Annotated in this window: 23 protein-coding genes and 1 pseudogene; 15 read left to right on the top strand and 9 right to left on the bottom strand. The window is 42.6% G+C overall.

Going from position 1 to position 22,825, the window contains the following annotated elements; genetic code table 11:
* Nucleotides 1–79 precede the first annotated feature (79 nt).
* Both A5886_RS09660 and A5886_RS09655 read left to right on the top strand, forming a co-directional pair.
* Nucleotides 80–928: pseudogene (locus tag A5886_RS09660) on the top strand (ABC transporter ATP-binding protein).
* Nucleotides 925–1,656, top strand: a complete 732-nt coding sequence (locus A5886_RS09655; protein WP_086274905.1) for an ABC transporter permease — start codon at nucleotides 925–927, stop codon at nucleotides 1,654–1,656. Before A5886_RS09660 ends, A5886_RS09655 begins: the two are co-directional and overlap by 4 nt.
* Before the next feature lie 37 nt (nucleotides 1,657–1,693).
* Here A5886_RS09655 and A5886_RS15855 read toward each other — a convergent pair whose 3' ends face one another.
* Nucleotides 1,694–1,867: a hypothetical protein gene (locus A5886_RS15855; protein WP_179190018.1), complete on the bottom strand. Its 174-nt coding sequence runs from the start codon at nucleotides 1,865–1,867 to the stop codon at nucleotides 1,694–1,696.
* Between the two features lie 121 nt (nucleotides 1,868–1,988).
* A complete protein-coding gene (locus A5886_RS09650) occupies nucleotides 1,989–3,011 on the bottom strand; it encodes a branched-chain amino acid aminotransferase (RefSeq protein ID WP_086274904.1) in 1,023 nt (340 codons plus the stop codon).
* A 205-nt stretch (nucleotides 3,012–3,216) separates the two neighbouring features.
* Between A5886_RS09650 and A5886_RS09645 the strand changes: the two genes are divergently transcribed.
* Nucleotides 3,217–4,185 (top strand): pyridoxal-phosphate dependent enzyme, encoded by a 969-nt coding sequence (locus tag A5886_RS09645; RefSeq protein WP_086274903.1) that lies wholly within the window; start codon nucleotides 3,217–3,219, stop codon nucleotides 4,183–4,185.
* 87 nt (nucleotides 4,186–4,272) lie between these two features.
* On the opposite strand, the gene A5886_RS09640 is transcribed toward A5886_RS09645, so the two are convergent.
* The 5 genes from A5886_RS09640 to A5886_RS09620 all read right to left on the bottom strand — a co-directional run bounded on the left by A5886_RS09640 (nucleotide 4,273) and on the right by A5886_RS09620 (nucleotide 9,579).
* Nucleotides 4,273–4,719, bottom strand: a complete 447-nt coding sequence (locus A5886_RS09640) for a helix-turn-helix domain-containing protein (protein ID WP_086274902.1) — start codon at nucleotides 4,717–4,719, stop codon at nucleotides 4,273–4,275.
* 9 nt (nucleotides 4,720–4,728) lie between these two features.
* Entirely contained in the window at nucleotides 4,729–6,291 is a 1,563-nt protein-coding gene (locus tag A5886_RS09635) for an ATP-binding cassette domain-containing protein (RefSeq protein WP_086274901.1), read from the bottom strand.
* Between the two features lie 98 nt (nucleotides 6,292–6,389).
* A complete protein-coding gene (locus tag A5886_RS09630; protein ID WP_086274899.1) occupies nucleotides 6,390–7,199 on the bottom strand; it encodes a TPM domain-containing protein in 810 nt (269 codons plus the stop codon).
* The gene (locus A5886_RS09625; RefSeq protein WP_086274897.1) at nucleotides 7,196–8,320 is read right to left on the bottom strand and encodes a TFIIB-type zinc ribbon-containing protein; all 1,125 of its coding nucleotides are present in this window, start codon (nucleotides 8,318–8,320) and stop codon (nucleotides 7,196–7,198) included. The genes A5886_RS09630 and A5886_RS09625 overlap by 4 nt, the downstream gene beginning before the upstream one ends.
* Nucleotides 8,321–8,337: 17 nt before the next feature.
* Nucleotides 8,338–9,579, bottom strand: coding sequence for an SPFH domain-containing protein (locus tag A5886_RS09620; protein WP_086274895.1), 1,242 nt, complete (start codon nucleotides 9,577–9,579; stop codon nucleotides 8,338–8,340).
* Nucleotides 9,580–9,841: 262 nt separating this feature from the next.
* On the opposite strand from A5886_RS09620, the gene dnaX reads away from it, so the two are divergent.
* The 12 genes from dnaX (at nucleotide 9,842) to dinB (ending at nucleotide 19,638) form a co-directional block, all read left to right on the top strand.
* Entirely contained in the window at nucleotides 9,842–11,566 is a 1,725-nt protein-coding gene (gene dnaX / locus A5886_RS09615) for a DNA polymerase III subunit gamma/tau (RefSeq protein ID WP_086274893.1), read from the top strand.
* Between the two features lie 16 nt (nucleotides 11,567–11,582).
* Complete coding sequence (locus tag A5886_RS09610; protein ID WP_086274891.1) at nucleotides 11,583–11,897, top strand: YbaB/EbfC family nucleoid-associated protein; 315 nt, start codon at nucleotides 11,583–11,585, stop codon at nucleotides 11,895–11,897.
* A 15-nt stretch (nucleotides 11,898–11,912) separates the two neighbouring features.
* On the top strand, nucleotides 11,913–12,509 hold the full coding sequence (gene recR / locus A5886_RS09605) for a recombination mediator RecR (protein WP_086274889.1): 597 nt from the start codon (nucleotides 11,913–11,915) through the stop codon (nucleotides 12,507–12,509).
* A gap of 20 nt (nucleotides 12,510–12,529) precedes the next feature.
* On the top strand, nucleotides 12,530–13,177 hold the full coding sequence (gene tmk, locus A5886_RS09600; RefSeq protein WP_086274887.1) for a dTMP kinase: 648 nt from the start codon (nucleotides 12,530–12,532) through the stop codon (nucleotides 13,175–13,177).
* Nucleotides 13,178–13,209: 32 nt separating this feature from the next.
* Nucleotides 13,210–13,539 (top strand): cyclic di-AMP receptor DarA, encoded by a 330-nt coding sequence (gene darA / locus A5886_RS09595; RefSeq protein ID WP_054116674.1) that lies wholly within the window; start codon nucleotides 13,210–13,212, stop codon nucleotides 13,537–13,539.
* A 13-nt stretch (nucleotides 13,540–13,552) separates the two neighbouring features.
* Entirely contained in the window at nucleotides 13,553–14,512 is a 960-nt protein-coding gene (holB, locus tag A5886_RS09590) for a DNA polymerase III subunit delta' (RefSeq protein WP_086274885.1), read from the top strand.
* A gap of 1 nt (nucleotide 14,513) precedes the next feature.
* Entirely contained in the window at nucleotides 14,514–15,311 is a 798-nt protein-coding gene (locus A5886_RS09585) for a PSP1 domain-containing protein (RefSeq protein ID WP_086274883.1), read from the top strand.
* A gap of 19 nt (nucleotides 15,312–15,330) precedes the next feature.
* On the top strand, nucleotides 15,331–15,678 hold the full coding sequence (locus A5886_RS09580; protein WP_086276032.1) for a DNA replication initiation control protein YabA: 348 nt from the start codon (nucleotides 15,331–15,333) through the stop codon (nucleotides 15,676–15,678).
* Between the two features lie 59 nt (nucleotides 15,679–15,737).
* On the top strand, nucleotides 15,738–16,601 hold the full coding sequence (rsmI, locus tag A5886_RS09575) for a 16S rRNA (cytidine(1402)-2'-O)-methyltransferase (RefSeq protein ID WP_086274881.1): 864 nt from the start codon (nucleotides 15,738–15,740) through the stop codon (nucleotides 16,599–16,601).
* 213 nt (nucleotides 16,602–16,814) lie between these two features.
* On the top strand, nucleotides 16,815–18,032 hold the full coding sequence (locus tag A5886_RS09570) for an ammonium transporter (RefSeq protein WP_086274879.1): 1,218 nt from the start codon (nucleotides 16,815–16,817) through the stop codon (nucleotides 18,030–18,032).
* Between the two features lie 16 nt (nucleotides 18,033–18,048).
* A complete protein-coding gene (locus tag A5886_RS09565; protein ID WP_086274877.1) occupies nucleotides 18,049–18,390 on the top strand; it encodes a P-II family nitrogen regulator in 342 nt (113 codons plus the stop codon).
* Nucleotides 18,391–18,513: 123 nt separating this feature from the next.
* Nucleotides 18,514–19,638 carry a DNA polymerase IV gene (gene dinB, locus A5886_RS09560; protein WP_086274875.1) on the top strand — a complete coding sequence of 375 codons (1,125 nt, stop codon included), beginning with the start codon at nucleotides 18,514–18,516 and terminating at the stop codon, nucleotides 19,636–19,638.
* Nucleotides 19,639–19,782: 144 nt separating this feature from the next.
* Here the strand turns inward: dinB and nrdG are convergent, their stop codons facing one another.
* Together nrdG and nrdD are read right to left on the bottom strand one after the other, a co-directional pair.
* Nucleotides 19,783–20,379, bottom strand: a complete 597-nt coding sequence (gene nrdG / locus A5886_RS09555; RefSeq protein ID WP_086274873.1) for an anaerobic ribonucleoside-triphosphate reductase activating protein — start codon at nucleotides 20,377–20,379, stop codon at nucleotides 19,783–19,785.
* Between the two features lie 86 nt (nucleotides 20,380–20,465).
* Nucleotides 20,466–22,661 carry an anaerobic ribonucleoside-triphosphate reductase gene (nrdD, locus tag A5886_RS09550; RefSeq protein WP_086274871.1) on the bottom strand — a complete coding sequence of 732 codons (2,196 nt, stop codon included), beginning with the start codon at nucleotides 22,659–22,661 and terminating at the stop codon, nucleotides 20,466–20,468.
* Nucleotides 22,662–22,825: the final 164 nt, after the last annotated feature.

Below are 22,825 nucleotides of genomic sequence, written 5' to 3'. Positions count from 1 at the left end.
TGGGGCTATTTATGACGAATCCCTTTCTAAACTGCAAGGATTTGCTAAGCTTAAAGGTATGATGAAAGGAGTGAACTATATGGAAGAGTTGTTGGTGTTAAAAAATATCTCAAAGACCTTTAAACAAAAAGAGGCCTTAAAAGATATCAATATTCAAATCAATGCCGGAGAGATTTTGGGCTTTCTTGGTCCTTCTGGTTCAGGAAAAACAACCACGATCAAGATCGTGACGGGTCAGTTACAGCAAACAAATGGCGAAGCCAAGATTTTAGGAACTGATACAAGAAAAATCACGGAAAACATCTATGAACAAATCGGCATTGTCACGGATACGAGTGGGGTGTATGAGGAATTCAGTGTTTATGACAATCTGCTTGTCTTTGCGAAAGTATTGAATGTGTCAGCCTCGGTCATTGATCCATTATTGACGAAAGTTAGGCTGATTGAGCAAAAGAAACAACTGGCCAGCAAATTATCAAAGGGACAAAGACAGCGACTGGTTTTGGCAAGAGCGGTCATGCACCAACCGAAACTTTTGTTTTTGGATGAACCAACTTCTGGACTTGACCCGACAACGGCTGCTGAGGTCCACAAATTGCTGCTATCTTTAAAAGAACAAGGCATGGGGATATTTCTGACGACCCATAATATGGAAGAAGCAACGAAATTGTGTGATCAAGTCGCGTGACTGAACGAAGGGTATATCGTTGAATGTGGGACCCCAGAAGAAATCTGTTTGCGCTACAATAAGCAAAAAGAGTTTCGGATCTTGTTAAAAAATCAAGAACGCCATGTGCTGAAAGATACGCCAGATCACTTAAATCAGTTGAGCCAATGGATCGTTACAGAACAGATCGAAGCATTGCATTCCTGTGAACCGACGTTAGAAAGTGTCTTTATGACCGTGACGGGGAGGGAATTGGTATGATGATCACTAGACATAAAACAACCGCTTTGCTGAATTTTAAGTTTAGGGAAATTTTGAAGAATAAAACATTTTTGGTGTCAGCCGCAATGGTACCCGGATTTGTTTTGATGTACCGTCTACTTTTTGATGACGTAGAAAATATGAGTGGGATTCAGGTGTTTTTATTGAATTTCGGGGTGTCGTATGCAATGATCATGGTGGGAATGTTCATGTCAGCCACATTTCTGGCAAAGGATAAAGAAAAACAGACATTACGCACATGGATGACGTCATCTGTCAGCAGCTTAGAATATCTGGTTAGTATGATTATACCATTTCTTGTGCTAACGATTCTGATGATCGTAATGGTGATAGGGATTAGTGGAATGAATCCAGAGGCCATAGATTTTCCTGTATTTATCCTAGTCATTTTCTTGTCTTCTTTGACTGCGATCATTCTTGGCATGTTGGTGGGCTTGGTCTCAAAAAATCAAATGGCAGCATCAAATAATTCACTATTATTTGTTTTCATCTTTTTTTTGGTCCCAACATTTTCGGATATGAATCAAACTTTGGAACGGATCAGTGAATTCCTCTTTACCGGTGTTGTCTCAAACATGATTGCTGGTTTTGGGGAGGGTGGCCTTCCATTGGCAATGCAAGACTATCTTGTCTTAATCGGAAGCTTGGTTCTTGCAATCGTGGCATTTATAATGGTCTATCGAAAAAACGGCTTTGAAACAGACTAATCACGCACAGTCAGCATGTCACTATGCTGGCTATGCGTTATTTTTTTCGGAATTGTTGAAATAAAAAAACAAAGATAAAAAAGAATAATGATTCCCAGAGTGTGGTGATCCAACTAAAGTTCCGACTGATGCCAAAAATCAAATTGCCCATATTGGAAATAAACAAATACAACAATGTAGCCAATAAAGAATAACCAAGACGTTTTCCCACTGAGGTAACCTCCTTTTTCCCCATTTTAGCAAGCCGATGCAGCGGGTGCAAATGTTTTCTCAAAAATATCCAGACACAAAAAAGTCATTTTCTTGCGAAAATGACTGAGTGAAAGGGACAACTAGTTAAGGGAGACGTCAGAAACCCAGCCTTCTGGTGCCTCGATATCGCCAAATTGAATCCCAGTTAATTGATCATACAATGCTTTGGTCTGCGGTCCTACTTCGGTTTCGCTATAAAAGACATGGAAGTCATCGCCGTTTTGGATCCCGCCAATCGGTGAAATAACAGCAGCAGTGCCACATGCACCCGCTTCAACGAATTGATCCAATGCATTCAAATACACATCGCCTTCGACAGGTGTCAATCCTAAGGCGTGTTCTGCTAAGTAGAGCAGGGAATATTTGGTAATGCTTGGCAAGATCGAAGGTGATTTAGGCGTGACAAATTGATTGTCCGCTGTAATACCAAAGAAGTTCGCCGAGCCGACTTCTTCAATTTTTGTATGGGTCTCTGGATCTAAATAAATACAATCTGAAAATGAGCGTTCATGGGCTTCATAACCAGGTAATAAACTTGCCGCGTAGTTTCCGCCAGCTTTAGCAGCACCGGTCCCGTTTGGTGCTGCACGGTCATAATCTGATACGATAAAGTTCGTTGGGGCCAATCCGCCTTTGAAATACGGCCCAACAGGCATACAAAACACAGTAAATATATATTCCGGCGCTGGACTGACACCAATGTTTTCACCCACACCGATCAATAATGGCCGTAAATAAAGTGTTGCGCCACTACCGTATGGTGGAACAAATTCCTGGTTGGCCTTTACGACTTGATTGACCGCGGATAAGAACAATTCCTCTGGTACTTGCGGCATCCGCAAGCGATAGGCACTACGATTCATTCGCTTACTATTTTCATCGGCGCGAAATAAATTGACACCGCCGTCTTTTCGGCGATACGCTTTTAAGCCTTCAAAACATTGTTGTCCATAGTGAAGAGCGGTGGATCCTTCGTGAATATGCAAGTAATTGTCCTCTGTTAATTCACCTTGACTCCACGCACCATCTTTCCATGTTGCTAGAAAACGCCATGGCGTTTTGATATAAGAAAATCCCAAATTTGACCAATCGATCGTTGTCATCTGTTCACACCCTTTTTTAATTTTTATAAGTATAGCACTAACGATTTGAAAAGTCATTATTTTCTGAAAATTAACCTGTATTTTCTAAAGTTCCCCCTAGAAAGGGAGGTTGCCTTTGTTCAATCAGGTTTCTGAATCAATTGTATTTCTCAAATTTATGTGCTTCAATAGAGGAGTAAAAAAACAATGAAAAGGAGGATCGCATGTGACAACTGAAGTGATGACTGATCATCTAGGGATTGAGAGGGCTTACCAACGACTCAAGCCGATCATGATCCACACACCACTGGCGCCGTCAAATATTCTGGGGAAAGAGAAGCAAGGTGAAATTTTTCTGAAATTGGAAAATCTGCAACGGACGGGTTCCTTCAAAGCACGGGGGGCTTATAACAAATTGTCTTCGCTGTCAGAAACGGAACGCAGTCATGGTGTCATAGCTTGTTCTGCTGGCAATCATGCCCAAGGCGTAGCGCTGGCGGGGGCGTTATTGGGCATCAAGGTGCGGATATTCATGCCGATCACTGCTGCCAAAACCAAAGTCGAGGCAACACAAAGTTACGGTGCACAAGTTATTTTGGCGGGTGACACTTTTGATGAAACCAAGCAAATCACGTTGGATGCCATGAAGGATAGTGGAGAAATTTTCGTCTCACCTTTTGATGATGCGGCTGTTATGGAGGGGCAGGGGACGATTGCTTTAGAAATTTTCGCTGATTTGCCATTGGTAGATAATGTGATCGTGCCAATTGGCGGCGGTGGGCTGATTGCGGGTATTGCTTTAGCAATCAAAGCGTTGCGGCCGGAAGTCAAGATCATTGGCGTTCAGTCTTATGGGGTTTATGGAATGATTGCATCGATTTGGCAGCAAAAACTGGTTGCCAATCGTCGCAACCGGACGCTAGCAGACGGCTGTGACGTTGCTTTGGCCGGTGAGATGACCTATGAAATCTTGAAAACCAGAATTGATGAAACTGTGTTGGTAGAAGAAAAGGATATTGAAAAAGCGATCAACTATTTAGCACTAAAAGAAAAAGTGATCGCTGAAGGTGCCGGTGCACTAAGTACGGCGGCGATTTTAAGCGGGCAGATCGATCACCTGCTGAAAGACAAAAAAACCGTGGCCATCGTATCCGGCGGGAATATCGATTTTTCGGTGTTTAAAGAGATTATTTGATGTGTTTCTACCAAGCAAATGCAAATTATAAGCCCGAGAATGATCAAGCCTGTAAAGCTGGTGATCATTCTTGGGCTTTGCTTTCTTTCACTGCTGAATTAGGTTATCGTGAATCAAGGCTTCAATCCAATGACCGAAAGTCAGTACATAGGTCAAATGTCCAACGAGCGTGTAGCGGGCAAGGTCATCATTGATTTTTTCATAATAAAATTGGCGGTTTTCTCCAGAATAAAGCAAGTTGTATTGATTGATGATTTGTTGCGTTTGTTTCGTGCGTATATCTTCAGAAATAATCGGTACATCAATGGCAAGCAAGCTTTCACCTTGTTTTTTTTCTTCTCGTTGCTGGTTGAAAGTCAATAAAGGATCAGTAAAGGTTTCACCGAGTAACATCTTTACCGCTTCACGGGAAAAACGCCATTGACCAGCTACTTTTACACCTTCAATCGTCTGGGCTTTTTGATAATTTCGAATCGTTCGGGTCGTTACCCCCAATTCTTTCGCAAGTTCCTCCACTGTGTAGTATTCCTTCATAATTGCCTCCTACATTGAGATTGTTCGATGTGCAAAGACAGCATCATCGGTCCTATGACTAGTATAGATGATGATCCGTTCTTTTGCATGGATTTTTAGCGCAGTCATAATCAGTTCGACAGAAGCATCATCTAGACTACTCGTTGCTTCATCCAGCAGTAAAATGTCTGCTGGACTAATCAATGCTCGGGCAATGGCAATCCGCTGCTTTTCTCCGCCAGACAAATCTGCTCCGTTTTCTTTCAAACGACTAGTCCAACTTCTATGGATAAAAAGTGGGTCTAAAATATGGCTTTGTGCTAAACAGTTTTTCTCCTCTGTTGTCAATTTTCTGCCCCAAGTGATATTTTCTTCGATGGATCGAGACAAAATAGTCGGTTCTTGTGGGATATACAATAACTGCTCATTTGTCAGATTATTATACTGAATTGTTTGTTCTTTGTCTGCAACACCATTCAGTGCGATACCTTTGGCAGGATAAAAACCGCTGATCGCTTTGAGTAAAGTCGATTTCCCCGTACCTGACGCACCTGACAGGTAGATATGTTCACCTTTTTTGATTGTTGTATCGATCGTAAAATGAAATATCTGATTGTTCAACATGATTTCAGGGTGATTCAAGGTCAATTGAAAGATGACTTGATTTTGATGGGGAATCATTTGAGATATGGGGACTGCGAGTTCCTCTTTGACAAACTGTTGATTGGTTTTCAAGGTTGTGGTATCGAGATTGATCTTGGTCATCCCGCTCAATGCTGAAAAATAAATCGGTAGCAGTACGCCTACTAAAATAATAGCAGTTGCGGGTATTGATTCTTGTAAGATACCTTGCACCACGAATACATACACACCGATCTGTGCGACTTGATTGAGCATGGTGATAACCAAACTGGCGGCTTGTGCAAAAATATTGGTATTTGCCAATGTTTGGTACATAGCATATAGTTGATGTTCGAATAATTGCTTGTAGGTCTGGTTGCTCCATTGTTTCATCGTTTCAACATGGTTGATCGTAGTCAGCAGCTCTTTATTGGTATCGGCGGCAGTTTCTTGCATGTTGGCCATTTTCTTGGCTAACTTTTTGTTGATCGCATAATAACCCATTAGATTGATTGGAATCAAGAACAGAAGCGGGAGTCCCAATAACCAATGAATGTTGAGACACATCAAAATAGATACTGTGATTAGAATGAAACAACGGAGGCTGTCACTGAAACTACCACAGATGAACAAATAATAAGCATCCACGACACCGAATATTCGATTCAATAAGTAGGTAGGTTGTTTCTGTGACAATTCTGGATAGGACATTTGTTTCATCTGGATCAATAATTCAAACAAATGATCATTATTGAGTTTGGCTGCATACCGCTCTTTCAGCACAATCAAAAAAAACTGAGCGCTATAGGTAGCAGCTAAGGTCACAATCAAGAGGACCACCAGCTGTGCAAAAGGGTACTTTGATGTTTCTTGTAACAGTAAAGGGAAAATAAAGGTACTGAGGGCGGTCAACATGACGAGCAGCATACTCAATGAAATAAAGACTTTGTTTTTCCTAATAATTGCAAACATTGTGGAACCTCTTTTCCTAGTTTTTCCTAATTTTAGATAAAAAATATGAAAATGTCAACAAAAAAAGAATTCCCAAACTAAGGAATTCTTTTTTTGCTTTAGAAACTTCTGCCGCCGCCCCCAAAGGAACCGCCGCCAGAAGAATGGGTCGTGCTGCCGCCACCACCAAAACCGCCGCCACCGGAGTTTTTTGGTGGACGTGGGATTCTGCGTGTGGTGACGAATGAGTTGACCAAGCGATCTTCTTTTTGTGTTAGTTTAATAGCTGACTTTTCACGATAAGGATATTTGTAGCCACCCATTTTCAATTGATAACGGGACTTCACGATCACAAAGAAAGCAATAGCGGCAATAGCAGCCAGTAACAAACTAATGCCGATTTCGAGAGGGGTCAAGACTTTGTAATACGTGATCTTGCCAGTATCTCGATCCACACGGTAATGACCGCCAGGGACACCAGCCTCAACGAAACTTGCGGATTGCTGCAAATAAATCAATGCTGCTTGATAATAATTGCCGGCACTGGCCGCATCATACATATCATCCAGCATATCATCCAATCGGGCATCTGTGAGGTAATCAATCATGTTTCCTGACGTCGATACATGGAATTCTCGAATCCCCATGTTGATGACCAACGCAGAGCCATTGTTGTCATTGCCGATACGATCTGCCAAATAGCGATCAGTATAATATTCAATATCGTCAGTCGAGCTAGTGGTTGTTTCGATAAAGACTTCACCTTTGATCTGTTCGTTCAAAGCGTCCGCTTCTTGACTCAGTTGTTGGATTTCTTCTGCAGTAAACAAATTGGCACCATCAGAAACGGTGTCCTCAGCGGCCAAAGCTGGTGCAGCTGTAAAGAAGAAACCAAGAGCGATCAGGAAAATCAGAGATAATTTTTTCATATGAAGTACCCCACGATCATACCGATGATTGCAATCGCGGCAAAGATACCACCGCTAAGCAGGCCTAGCCGTTGATAACTGATTGGCAAGACACCGCTGACTTTGCCGGTTTGGCCGTTCATTGCATAATAAAAGGCACTCTTATTCGGATCATCCGCACGATAGGTCACCAACCAAACAGGCAGCAACACATAATTGTTGTTCTGTTGTGTGATATCGACTGATCGCTGCGTCCTATTAAAACTCGTATACCCATTGACCGTGTCGCTCAGTAAATTTTCGGCATAGCCAGAAAGTTCTTGTTTGACCTCAGCAGATAACGCTTCATATTCGATGTCGCGTTTTTCGGCTTGAAAGCCAGCCAAATATTGACTGCGAAAATCAACTGCTTTTTCAAGCGGGAAAGGTTGGACCCCGGTCACCATTTTTTGCTGCACATTTTTGGACAAGGCGTTTTTGATCAGTTCTTTGATGCGGATCTTGCCTTGTCTTGTGACAGCGAATTGTTTATGCTCAGTATATTCGATGTCACCCACGCGCCAAATGCGCAAGGATGTACCGGTACCTGAAAGTTGACCGTCCATCTCGGCATCAACTGCCCAATAAGGGAAATAGACACCCGTTAACTTTTCGACTTGCGATTGGTCAAAGAAATCGCGAGGCACAAACCATTTCTTTTTGGCCCACGCCAGAAATTTTTCCGTGGCTTCTTCTTTTTCAACCGCAAAAGGCAAGACTTTATTCGGTAAAAATTGACCAGATAAGCGACCGGACAAGACCACTGGATTGTGGCAAAAATAACAATAGGTAGCAGCAGTGGTAGCATCGGTCACGATTTCTGCCCCGCAACTAGGACAAAGAAAGAGATCCATTTGTCCAGCGGCTGCATCAGCCTGTTGTTGGATTTCTTCTTGTAATTGCGGCTCGGTAGCCTCTGTGATCGTTTGCGTGTCCACAGAAGTCTCATCGGCCATTTGGGCTTCTTTTTGTTTTTCCTCGAAAGCGGTGACCTCATCTTCGCTGAAGACGCTTAAACAAAAAGGACAGTGGAATTTCTGATCACTTGGATCAAATGTTAAAGCGCCCCCGCAATTGGGGCACTTATGTGTGATAACATCCATTAGAGTTCCTCCTTTGTTCAGTCGATGGGAACGCCTTTAAATGGTTTGCCGCAGTTGGGACAGAATTTAGGGATGCCATTGGCTAAATCAATGATTTCACCGCAGTCCGCACATTTCATTTTCAAACTAGGGGCACCACTGGTGGGTTTTTCAGTCCCGCAATTGCTGCAGAATTTGCCTGTATTGTTGGTACCGCATTGTGGACAATCCCAATTATCACCATTGCTTTGGGCTTGTTGTTTTTGTTGTTCTTGATTTTGTTGAATCTGCTGCTGGTTGTTTTGCGCAGCTTGGTTCAGATAGCCACCATTGGCGTTCATTCCCATCCCCATACCGACAAATCCGGTGGTTGCGCCTGCTGCATTGCTGCCGGCTGATTCCATTCCTCGAGCGATAGAGCCTTGAACGTATCCTTCACGAACAGAAGGGTCACCAAGCATGGCACCTTGATTGCGCATATTGATCAGTTTCACAGAATCATCGGTATAAGAGATGCTGGCAACGGCAACGGAAACAATTTCCATACCGCGAAGTTCACGCCAGCTGTCATCCAATACCGTACCCATGTATTTGCTTAGTTCCATGCTCTTCGATGGCACATAAGAAATACGTTCGCCATCAGCCGACATCTTATTGATGGCTGTTTGTAGCGCTGTTAAAAATTCTGCCAAGTATTGCTCGTTGATATCATTGATATCGACTTGCGTCTTATTCTTAGGAATCGCATTGGTATAAAACAAGATTGGGTCTGTGATGCGCAAAGAGTAATTCCCGTGTGCTCGCAAAAATAGTTCAGCATTGTAAAAATTATCGAAGTAATTCAATGGTGAAGATGTGCCAAAGCGAATTCCTTTGATCTCTTGCAGATTGATATAAAAAACTTGTTGCTTTTGCGGTGTCACGCCACCAAATTTGAACCGATCGAATGTTTCGGAAATTGCATCTTTCAGCGAGCCATTGAACATAGAAGGCGCCAAGTTGTTCTTGACCGTATAGTAGCCTTCTTCAGCTGTATAATCGATGATTTTGCCACCGTCAACTAGCAACATCATCATATTTGGATAGACGTGGATCACGGAACCGTCAGTGATCACATCTTCTGTGCCTTTTTTATTGGAACCGCGTTTGTCATTGCGTCGCACTTTGACACCTTTAGTCATAACCGTCGTGTCGCCCATATTGTCCGGTTCGAAAACCTCTAGCCACTGATCTGCTAAACCGCCGCCGATCGTGCTTGTTGCCGCTTTGATAATACCCATGTTCAGTCCTCCTTTGAATTGTCATCATCCGTAAATAGATGAATGTATATTCATTATACCATAGGGGGCGAGATTCACGTCATCAGACCAAAGGTGGAGATATGGCAATGGAAGCGAGAGAAATTCAGTGGGATGGTCAGACAGCGACGCCATTAGATTAAATTTAGTTATCTTTTGCAATTGCGTCTGTGAAAAGCTAGTTTTTTCAGCAAATATTACGTATAATAGAATGTAGCGAATTTTGAAATGAGTGAGGAAAACTATGGCTTATCAAGCACTGTACCGCGTTTGGCGTTCTCAACGATTCGATGATGTCGTAGGACAAAAAGCTATTACCCAAACGTTAAAAAATGCCATCGATCAAAAGCAGATTTCCCATGCTTATTTATTTACCGGCCCGCGTGGAACGGGTAAAACCAGTGCGGCGAAAATTTTTGCCAAAGCGATCAACTGTCCACATCAAGTCAACGGGGAGCCGTGTAACGAATGTGAGATGTGTCGGTCTATTACTGCCGGTACCCAAGAAGATGTGATCGAGATCGATGCAGCGAGCAATAATGGTGTCGAGGAAATTCGATTTATCCGTGATCGTGCCAATTATGCACCCACACAAGCTGAATATAAAATCTATATCATTGATGAAGTCCACATGCTCTCGACTGGCGCCTTTAATGCATTGTTGAAAACATTGGAAGAACCAAGAAAAAATGTCGTCTTTATTCTTGCTACGACTGAACCACATAAAATTCCAGCCACGATCATTTCGCGGACGCAACGCTTTGATTTTAAACGCATCAATACACAGGACATCGTGTCTCACTTGAAGACAGTTCTTGATTCTAGTGAAATCAGCTACGAAGAAGAAGCGCTGCAAGTGATCGCCCGGGCCGCAGAAGGCGGGATGCGGGATGCATTGAGTATCACCGACCAAGCGATCGCCTTTAGTGATGGTACCGTGACGATGCAAGATGCTTTGGAAGTCACAGGTAGTTTGTCCTTTGACATGATGGACCGATTGATGCAAGCGTGTCTAGACAAAGAAGTCGCGCAAGCGCTAAGTATGTTGCGGGAATTGCTGGCATCTGGAAAAGAAGCCCGTCGTTTATTGGAAAATTTGTTGGTTTATTGTCGAGATCTTTTGATGTATCAGCAAGCACCACAACTGGTTGCCGACAAATCGACCCAGTTGACAGACGGTTTCAGAGCATTGGCACAACAGACCGCTGCCCCAAAAATCTATCATTGGATAGCTGTCCTGAATGATACCCAAAACGAGGTACGGTTCACCAACAATCCAACGATTTATCTGGAAGTCGCCATGGTAAAATTGGCCAATGATCCAGAACAAGCAGCCCTTTCATCAGGTGGCGCCGCAACAGATACAAGTCAAGAAGTGCAGCAATTGCAGATCGCTGTTCAAAAATTACAAGCTGAGATCCAACGCTTGCAAGAAAACCGACCAGCAGGAGCAGCAGAACCAGCGACTGTGACTAAAAAAACGAAGACAACGAGTTCTTTCCGTTTGCCAAAAGAAAAAGTATTCCAAGTGCTAAAAGGCGCGACCAAGAAAGATCTGGCAAATATCCGCAATATTTGGGATGATTTATTGATGTCGTTGTCTGTTACGCAACGGGCGATGCTGCATGCCAGTGAAGCCAAAGCGGCCAGTCAGACGGGGGTCGTGATCGCCTTTGATTATGAGATCCTTTGTCAGCGTGCCAGCAATGATCAAGACTTTCAGCTGATGATCCACAATCAGATCTCAAAGATGGTCAAAGATTACGCGCCACAAGCAGTGTTCATCACCAAGGAAAGCTGGCCAACATTGCGCAGAGAATTTTTGGCTGGGGGGCAAGTCGCTGCAGAAACCGAGTTGGAAGTTGAAGCGGGCGATGTGGCAGAAGAAATAGCAGATCCAGCAGAAGATGAAGTCGTCACGCAAGCGCAAGCGTTATTCGGCGCATTAACAAGTATTGAAGAAAATTAAACGGGAGTGAAGAGATATGATGCGAGGCATGGGCAATATGCAAGGCATGATGAAACAAATGCAAAAAATGCAAAAAGAAATGGTCAAAGAACAAGAAGCGTTGAACCAGAAAGAATTTTTAGGTGAATCAACCAATGGCTATGTGAAAGCAACCTTTACTGGGAACAAACATTTGAAAGATTTAGCGATCGATGAAGCAATCGTAGATGCAGAGGATGTAGACATGCTGCAAGACATGGTGGTTCTGGCAATCAATGATGGACTAGCAAAAATCGAGAAAGAAACGGACCAAACCATGGGTAAATACACCAAAGGAATTCCGGGTCTATAAAAGGAGAAATGTAGCGTGCAATATCCAGATCCGATTGCACGATTGATTGACAGTTATATGAAACTGCCAGGAATCGGTCAAAAAACTGCCACTCGTCTGGCTTTTTATACGATTGACATGAAAGACGAAGTGGTCAATGAGTTTGCCAAATCTCTGATTAGTGTCAAACGCGATCTGCATTTTTGCAGTATCTGCGGCAATATCACAGAAGAAGATCCCTGTGAAATCTGTGGTGATCCAACAAGAGATAAGGCCACCATTTTGGTGGTTGAAGAACCAAAAGATGTGATGGCTCTTGAAAAAGTCCGAGAATATCATGGTCTGTATCATGTGTTGCATGGTGTGTTATCGCCAATGGAAGGCACGGGTCCTGAAGATATCAATATTTCTTCATTGATCAAACGCTTGCATGACGATCAAGTCAAAGAAGTGATCATTGCGACCAATGCCACAACAGAAGGCGAAGCGACGGCGATGTACCTTTCCCGTCTGATCAAACCGGCGGGCATCAAAGTGACGCGTTTGGCTCATGGTCTGTCGGTGGGCAGCGATATTGAATATGCAGACGAAGTGACATTGCTCAAAGCCGTTGAAGGACGTCGCGAATTATAAATACATTGGAGGCAAACAAGGTGAATGGATTATTCATTACCATTGAAGGACCAGATGGCGCTGGAAAAACCAGCGTGTTAGAAGAGTTATATCCCCGTTTACAGTTAGAAGCAACAAGAAAAATCGTAAAGACGAGAGAGCCTGGAGGCGTCAAAATCGCTGAAAAAATCCGGAAGATCATTTTAGATCCAAAAAATGAAGAGATGGATGAACGTACAGAAGCGCTGCTTTATGCAGCTGCCAGACGTCAACACTTGATCGAAGTCGTACTGCCAGCATTGAATGATGGCAAAATCGTGATATGCGATCGTTTTGTCGATAGTTCATTGGCCTATCAAGGTGCAGGTCGTCGGATTGGTATGCCGGAAATTGCCAATATCAATGAGTTTGCGACGGAGGGGACGACTCCGGATTTCACATTGTATTTGGACGTCGATTCTGATACAGGATTGAACCGGATCCAAAAAAACCGTGCCCATCAATATGACCGTTTGGATTCAGAAGGATTGGAATTTCATCAACGGGTCCGTCATGCTTATTTGAAGTTAGCAGAAGAAAATCCTGTACGAATTCATAAGATTGATGCTAGAATGGGGTTACAAGATGTTGTTGAATCAAGTTATTCGGCAATCGTTGAAGCGTATCCTGCTTTTTTTAAATCTTTGTAATAAATGATTGATAATACCAAGGAGATGATCCCATGAAATTAATTATGGCAATTGTACAAGACAAGGACAGCAATCGTTTGGCAAATGAGTTTATCGATGCAAATATCCGAGCGACAAAATTATCCTCTACTGGTGGTTTTTTGAAAGCGGGAAATAGTACATTTATTATTGGTTTGGAAGATGACCGTGTGCAAGACGCGTTAGAATTGATCAAAAAAACCTGTCAATCTCGGAAACAATATGTATCAACACCGATGTCATTAGACATTTCCTTAGATGGACAAGTACCGTATCCTGTAGAAGTTGAAGTTGGCGGCGCAACTGTGTTTGTTTTACCAGTTGATGGATTCCACCAATATTAAGAAGGAGCTTTTCATGGAGGCACAATTTTTGCAAGAAAATCAACCGCAAGTATATGCCCAACTAAAGAAAAGTATCAAGCATGGGCGCATCGCTCATGCTTATCTTTTTGAAGGGGACAAGGGAACAGGCAAACATGAAACAAGTATTTGGATCGCAAAAAGCCTGTTTTGTACCAATGTGCATGATGGCGATCCTTGTGATGCCTGTAATAATTGTCAGCGGATCAGCCAAGGTGAACATCCCGATGTGTTCCAGATTGAACCTGATGGTCAAACCATCAAAGTCGATCAAATCAGACAGTTGCAAGAAGAATTTACTAAGAGTGGCTATGAAAGCACACGTAAGATTTTCATTCTATCGCAAGCTGAAAAAATGAATGCCAGTGCAGCCAACAGTTTATTGAAATTTCTAGAAGAGCCTGTGGGTAACTTTTTGGCGATCTTAGAGACGGAAAGTCTCGGCAGAATTTTGCCAACGATCCAATCTCGCTGTCAGGTCATTCATTTTTCACCACTATCTAAAGAAAGATTGCAAAAAAGATTACAAGCTGAAGGGCTTTCAAAAGAAACCAGCCGACTTCTTACACATCTGACAAATAGTTATCATAAAGCAGTTGAAATCTCCCAAAATGAATGGTTTAATGAAACTAAGGATGCTGTTGTACGCTGGGTAGATTACCTTTTGAAAAAAGACCCGCAAGCTTTTATATTTGTCCAAAAAAGGTTGCTGAGTCAAGCAAAAGAAAAAAGCCAGCAAATAGAAGTGTTTTCACTCTTGTTATTTTACCTGCAAGAAGAAAGAGATCGACTGCTTGCACAAGGCTCATGGGGGAAAGAAATCAATCGTGCCATCGAGGCCGCGTTGCAAGCCCAAAAGAAATTGCAGGCCAATGTTGCTTTTCAAGGTGTTGCAGAGCAATTTTGTGTGAAAATCATCTATGGAGATCCACGACAGCCAGAAAAGAGGGCCTAAGATGATTGATGTGATTGGAATACGTTTCCAAGAGGTTGGCCAAATCTATTATTATACGCCTCAACAAACGTATACTTTAAATGAAAAAGTAATTGTAGAATCACAAGATATACGATGTATCGGGACGGTGGTCTCGGCTGTTCAGCAAATAGATCCCCATGATCTGCCTCGTGATGTAAAGCCAGTTCTTCGCCGGGCCAGCAGTCAGGACTTGGCTCAAGAAGCAAAAAATGCGGAAGATGCCATACGTGCACTGCAAATCGGCAAAGAAAAAGTTCGCGGGCATCGCTTGCAGATGAAATTGATCCATGCGGCCTATACGCTTGAACGAAACAAATTGATTTTTTCTTTTACTGCTGAAGGTCGCATCGACTTTCGGGAGTTGGTCAAGGATTTAGCCAATGCCTTCCATACCCGGATCGAGTTAAGACAGATCGGTGTGCGAGATGAAGCAAAGCTTCTAGGAGGCATCGGTCCTTGCGGTCGTAAACTGTGCTGTGCAACGTTTTTGGGTGACTTTATTCCTGTTTCGATCAAAATGGCAAAAGACCAAGGACTCTCACTAAACCCAACCAAAATTTCCGGTCTTTGCGGACGGCTGATGTGTTGTTTGAAATATGAAAATGAAGAATATGAACAAGCCAAAAAAGACATGCCTGATCGTGGGAGAGAAGTTGAGACCCCTGATGGCAAAGGGCGTGTCATTGGGTTAGATTTATTGAGCCGTGTTGTCAAAGTGCGTTTGCATGACCGACAGACTGCTATTGAATATGGCTATGAAGAATTAGTGACAAAATAAGCAGGTGACTATTATGAGCATGGATAAACGATCCCTATATGACGGATTGAATCAATTAGAAGCGGAGTTGCAAAACTCCTTGAACAATCTAGGGGAAATGAAACAATCGCTGCAAGAAATCGTTGAAAAAAATACCACTCTGGAATTGGAAAACCAACGGCTGCGAGAACATATTCGCGAGCTGAATCTCGTCGCAGATGCGCCTGCCGAAAGTGCCAAACAAGAGTTGTCCAAATCAAGGATGAACTTAGAGAAAATCTATGAGGAAGGCTTCCATGTCTGTTACGACTTATATGGATCTAGAAGAGAGCATGATGAGCCATGTGCTTTTTGTCTTGAAGTGATTTATCGAGAAAGCGGCAAATAAATAGAAGCTACAAAGAAAAAGATCAGGTAAAGCTGATCTTTTTTTGGAGAGGAGCAGCAATGCAGAAACAACAAAGTTATAAACAAGATGCGGGAAAGCTGTATTTAGTGCCTACACCGATCGGAAATCTAGAAGATATGACGGTTCGTTGTGTCAAAATCTTAGGTGAAGCCGATTTGATTGCTAGTGAGGATACACGGAATACGCAAAAGCTGTTGAATCATTTCGAGATCACGACGCCGCAAAAAAGTTTGCATGAGCACAATTATAAAGAACGAGTTCCGCAACTAGTGTCGCAGTTATTAGCAGGCAATGTCATTGCCCAATGTAGTGATGCTGGCATGCCTTCTATCAGTGATCCCGGTCACGAGTTAGTCAAAGCCTGTATCGCTGAAGGGATCGCTGTGATTGCCCTGCCTGGGCCAACCGCGGGATTGACCGCGTTGATTGCTTCTGGCTTATCTCCGCAACCACACTTGTTTTATGGGTTTTTGCCACGAAAAAAGAAAGAGCAAGTGGCTGCGCTGACTGAAATGGTCACGCAACAAGGTACCATGATTTTCTATGAATCACCCTATCGTATTGCCAATACCATTGATGTGATCAAAGAAGTCTTCGGTGAACGGCAAGCTGTGATTTGTCGAGAGTTGACCAAGATCCACGAAGAATACTTACGGGGGACATTATCTGAACTGTCGGCTTACCTGACAGAGCATACCTTAAAAGGCGAGTGCTGTTTGATGGTGGAAGGTGCGGGAGAACCGGAACAAGTGCTGTATGAAGGCAGCTATGTCGAACAGGTTGATGCATTGATTGCTGAAAGTATGTCTTCAAAAGAGGCTATCAAAGAAGTGGCCAAACGTAATCAAGTGAAGAAACAAGTTGTGTACAACGCATACCATGCAATCGACACCGGGGAGTAACTCAACAAAAATAAAGATAGATTGTTAAAATTACGACTGTCCGAAATGGACAGTCTTTTTTCTCATCAACTATGTACACATCTTGTTTATGTGATGTTTTCTAACATTCAGCGTAATGAATTTTCAGAAAATTTTGCAAATTTTCAAAAAACGCTGGATTTGGGGGTTTCTAGGTGATAGGATAACACTCAGATAGATGAGGAGGCGTTTAAAATGGATTCGGGAAATATAGCATTTATTTTGATTTGTAGTGGGATGGTATTTTTAATGACACCAGCATTGGCATTTTTCTATGGTGGACTTGAACGTAGGAAGAATATCTTGAATACGATGATGATGGTCATTTGTACAATGGGATTGGCTTCGGTATTGTGGGTGGCATTAGGGTATTCACTGTCTTTCAGCGGTTCAGGATCCTTTATCGGCAATCTTGACAAAGTATTTTTCAATCATGTATCGATGTCTGAAGGCGAGGGCATTCCTGAAGGATTGTTTGCTGGATTCCAGATGATGTTCGCTTTGATCACAACAGCGATCATCACGGGGGCAGTTGTTGGTAGAATGCGTTTTTCAGCAATATTCTTATTTATCGGCTTTTGGCTAGTCTTGGTTTACTTTCCGATGGCGCATATGGTATGGGGTGGTGGCTTCTTAGATGCCATTGGATCTATTGATTTTGCAGGTGGGAATGTGGTCCATATCAGTTCTGGTATCAGTGGGCTGGTATTAGCAGTCGTGGTAGGTAAACGTCGTGAATTTCATCAAACTGAATATCGTCCTCATAATATTCCTTTCGTTGTTTTGGGAGCAGGCTTATTATGGTTCGGCTGGTTCGGTTTCAATGCAGGCTCAGCACTAGCAGCAGACGGATTGGCGATCCACGCGTTGATGACAACCAATACAGCGGCTGCCAGTGCAATGTTATCTTGGATGCTGATTGAGAAGTTGATGTTAGGTAAACCAACGATCGTAGGCGCATGTACAGGTGCTGTTGTCGGCTTAGTTGCGATCACACCTGGTGCAGGTTTTGTATCATTATGGTCTTCCTTTTTGATTGGCGCGCTCGTGAGCCCATTTTGTTATTACTTTATTTCAGTGATCAAACATCGCTTTGGATTAGATGACGCTTTAGATGCGTTTGGTTGTCATGGAATCGGTGGAGTATTTGGCGGAATCATGACAGGGATTTTCGCAGATCCAGCAGTGGGAGGTCGTTCTGGATTGATCTACGGTGGGTTGGATTTGTTTATTGCCCAACTTGAAAGCATCGTCTTCACGCTTTTATTTGCAGGAATCGTTTCTTATGTATTGATTCGGGTCATCAAATTATTTATGCCGATTCGTGTATCTGAACAAGCAGAAGCAGTAGGTATGGACCGAGCTGAACACGATGAAACAGCCTATCCAACCTTTATGGGCTTAGATTCTTAACATAGGAGGAACTGACATGAAAAAAGTTGAAGCGATTATTCGCCAAGAAAAAATTGAAGAATTGAAAGCTGCGTTGGATCTTTCAGATGTCACTAGCGGCATGACCGTTAATCAAGTTCTTGGTTACGGGAAACAAAAAGGGTTGAAAGAATATATCCGCGGTCAGGCAGTGATTACAACATTGCTGCCGAAAGTGACTGTGTGCTTTGTCGTAGAAGACCAACAGGTTGAAGCTGTCATTGCGTTGATTATTTCGATCTGTAATACCGATGAAGTCGGGGATGGCAAAATTTTTGTCTATCCTGTGGAAGAAGCGGTACGGATTCGGACGAAAGAACGCGGATCAGCGGCTTTATAATCCGTCATAGCGTACTTGATCAAAAAAGAGTATCGGCAATTGCTGATATTCTTTTTTTGATGGTTCAAGACTATTGTAAGGGAACTTTTGTTCGTTTATAATAGACATGACGAGGTGATAAGCATGTCTGAGTTACAATTTCCTTTACATAATAATACCAGTCGCAAAATCATTCACATAGACATGGATGCCTTTTTTGCGTCCGTCGAAGAACGCGATGATCCAGAGTTGGCGAAACACCCTTTAGTGATCGCTCGTCATCCGAGTGATACGGGCGGCCGAGGTGTGGTGACAACGGCGAATTATTTGGCGCGGCAGTATGGCATCCATTCGGCGATGAGTGCTCAAAAAGCCTTTGAATTGTGTCCGCAAGCAATTTTTAAACCCGGCAATCATCAGAAATATCGTGAAGTTTCCCAGCAAGTCAGAGCGATTTTTCACCGATACACCGATATCATCGAGCCAGTATCAATCGATGAAGCGTATCTTGATGTCACCGAAAATAAAATTGATTGTCCTTCTGCTATTAAAATAGCCCGCATGATCCAAAGAGACATCTGGCAAGAAACGCAGCTAACTTGTTCAGCAGGAGTCAGTTACAACAAGTTTTTGGCTAAGCTGTCTTCAGATTATCATAAGCCAAGAGGCATGACCGTCGTGATGCCTGAAGATGCTGTGGCTTTCTTAAAACAATTGCCAATCGAAAAATTTCACGGAATCGGTAAGAAAACAGTACCTCGTATGCATGAAATGGGCATTTATACGGGTGCGGAATTGTACGAAATGAGTGAAATGGCGTTGATTCGGGCTTTTGGCAAGATGGGCTATTCGTTATATCGGAAAGTCCGTGGCGTTCATGACTCTCCAGTTAGTGTCACAAGAGAACGCAAATCAGTCGGTAAAGAGCACACCTATGGCAATCCGTTGACCACAGAAGAACAAGTGGTGAGTCAATTGCGCGCAATAGCTGAAGAAGTCGCAGAAGCCCTCAAACGGACACAAAAACATGGGAAAACAGTGGTGTTAAAAGTTCGTTATACTGACTATTCCACCATCACCAAACGGGTGACGCTGCCAGTATATGTTCACAAGAAAGAACAACTTTTCTCAGAGGCAAGTTTGATCTGGGAAGAGGTCTTAGGACTGGAAAATGGGATCCGTTTATTGGGCATCACGGTGACTAATTTGGACCCATTGACCTATGAGAATATTGTTTTGCCTTTATGGCAGGTAGCTGAAGAGGATTAACGAAACAAGAAAAAGACAGAAATCGCATCTTTGCGTATGAAGGAAGCATGCAAGTATTTGAATCGTTGATTCAGTTGAGAAAAGAATACCCCTGAATCAAGACCTCTTTGCATGGTCTTGATCCAGGGGTATTTAACTATTCTATCAAATCTGTTTCTTTATCTGCTCATAACTTTCTTCGGCATCTTTGCACTTGGCCCAAATAACAGCTTTGCCTTGCGCTTTTGAGGCAGCGACATCGATGATTCGTTGATTGCTGCTGCCGCGAAATTGCAGGTTTAAATTACGTTTGCTCAATTCAAAGCGGCCATCTACCAAAATATCGATTTTGCTGAGGAGTTCCAGTTTGTCTTGGGTGTCAACTAGCAATTCTTCATACGTGTAACCGGACCAACTCCAAATATCTTTGCTGTGACCAAATTCTTGACGAACACGGTCAACGACTTGCAAGCAGACAGGTGTATTCAAGAAAGGTTCACCGCCAAGCAAAGTCAATCCTTGAACATAATCTGGTCTAAGATCCTCTATGATTTGGTCTTCTAATTCTTGTGTAAAGGGGACACCGTAGTTGAAATTTTGGACAGCTTTGTTAAAGCAGCCTTCACAAGCAAAGAGACAACCGCTGACATATAAACTATTTCTGATACCCTCGCCATCAACAAAATTATAGGCTTTGTAATCAGCAATTCTATTTTGACTATAGTCTTGTGCTTGCCATTCTTTAGGATTTGGATTTCTCATCTTCAAACTTCTTTCTTTTTTTGGAAGAAAGGAAGAAAAACCTTACTGTTTTTCTTCCTTCTCAATTGGATATAAAAGGGGATCGTTTATTCTTGCAAGTGTTTGACACGCGCAGAAATTTCTTTGTGGCGGCCGTTGACCATCGGTCGTGCTTGAGGATTTCCTAAATAACCGCAAGTCCGTTTGACAACGTCACAACTTTTGGGATCATGGTTGCCGCATTGCGGACATTCGAATCCACGTTCGGTTGGATTGAAATCTCCTTCATAATCACAAGCATAACAATGATCGATTGGCGTATTTGTTCCAAGGTATGCGACACGGTCATAGGCAAAATCCCAAACTGCTTCTAAAGCTTTCGGGTTTTGTTGCAAGACTGGATATTCACAATAATGGATAAAACCACCTGAACAATATTGTGGATAATCTTTCTCGAAGTCCAATTTTTCAAATGGGGTTGGGTTTTTACGCACATCGTAATGGAAGCTGTTCGTATAGTATTCTTTGTCTGTGATATTGTCGATCACGCCGAATTTTTCGGTGTCCAAACGACAGAAACGGTCAGTCAAACTTTCACTAGGCGTTGAATACACGCTGAAGTGATAGCCATATTCGTCTCCCCAGGCATCCGCGTGGGCTTTCAATTCTTTCACGATTGCCAACGTAAAGTCTTTTGCCTTTGGATCATGTTCCCATTCACCGCCGAAGAAGGCTGCAGCTGCTTCATATAAGCCAATGTAACCCAATGAAACAGTGGCCCGTTTGTTTTTGAATAGCTGATCCACGTTGTCTTTACGATCCAAACGTTCGCCGAAAGCACCATACATATATAAAATAGGGGCATTAGCAGGACTGGCTTCTTTGACACGCTCCACACGATAGACCAATGCATCTTTGGCGATTTGCAAACGATCAGCTAGGATCGCCCAAAACTTGTCTTGGTCGCCATGGGCTTCTAAAGCAATACGGGGAATGTTCAATGTGACTACGCCTAGATTCATCCGACCAACATTGACTTCTTCACCGTGTTCATTTTTCCAACCTTGCAAGAATGAGCGACAGCCCATTGGTACTTTGAAACTGCCTGTCAATTCCACCAATTTGTCATAGTTTAAAATATCAGGATACATCCGCTTGGTGGCACATTCTAACGCCAATTCTTTGATATCATAGTTAGGATCAGTCGCTTCAAGATTGACCCCGCGACGGACACTGAAAATCAATTTTGGGAAAATAGCCGTTCTTTTTTCGCTACCTAAACCATTGATGCGAATTTGCAAGATAGCCCGTTGGATCTCACGCTCAAACCAAGAAGTACCTAAGCCAAAACCTAATGAAGTAAACGGTGTTTGACCATTTGACGTGAATAATGTATTGATCTCGTACTCTAAACTTTGCATTGCATCATAAATATCTTTACGGGTTTTGCTTTTGGCATATGCTTCTCTGCGGTCGGCTGTCTCAATCCATTCTTCTGCATCGCGTAAATGTTTTTGATAATTCAATTCAGCGAATGGTGCCAGTAACTCGTCGGTACGATCAGCAGAGCAGCCGCCGTATTGACTGGAAGCGACATTGGCAATGATTTGCGAAATTTGGGCGGTCGCTGTTTGGATCGATTTTGGCGATTCGACTTCAGCGTTGCCGATTTTGAAACCATTGTTCAGCATGCCTTTAAAGTCGATCAAGCAACAGTTGGTCATCGGTGTATAAGGATGATAATCCAAATCATGATAATGGATGTCACCTTTTTGGTGGGCATTTGCTACATGCGGAGGCAACATCTTCAAACCAATCGATTTGCCAACGATACCAGCTGTTAAATCCCGCTGTGTATTGAAGACATTACTGTCTTTGTTGGCATTCTCATTGACAACAGCTTGATCTTTATTCATTAATTGATTGATCGTAAAATTGATATCAGTGGCTTTGCTGCGTTCAAAATCACGTCTTGTACGGTAATTGATATATTCTTCTGCTAATGCATATTCATTTTTTGCCAATAATATATGTTCAACGACATTTTGGATTTCGTATATTTTGACGTTCGTTTGAAAACGAGCAGCTATTTCTTGATCAATGCTTTCAACGATCTCCATAATAGTTTCATGATCGATGGGGGATAATTCACCATTGACTTTTTTTTGAGCTTTGACTAACGCGTCATAGATTTTCTGATCATCAAAATCCACCAATCGACCATCGCGTTTGACGATTTTTACCTTTGCTAAATGAGGCTGTCTAGCCAATCCTTGTTCAAGATTTCTCTTAATGTCCATCATTGGAACCACTCCTATCTTCTACAATATGATAAAACAAAAGAGAAGAATGAGCAACTATATATAGTGGATAATTCTGCTATGTACTTGGATATACACAATATGTAGTGCATATTCATTTGGAGAAAATGCTTTAAAAGTGATAACAACAAGGTTTGGATTGTTCC

This window comes from Candidatus Enterococcus testudinis, from assembly GCF_002140915.1.
Lineage (GTDB): Bacteria > Bacillota > Bacilli > Lactobacillales > Enterococcaceae > Enterococcus_D > Enterococcus_D testudinis.
Note: the sequence above shows the minus strand (reverse complement) of the source record. Positions and strands in the feature narration are given on the sequence as shown.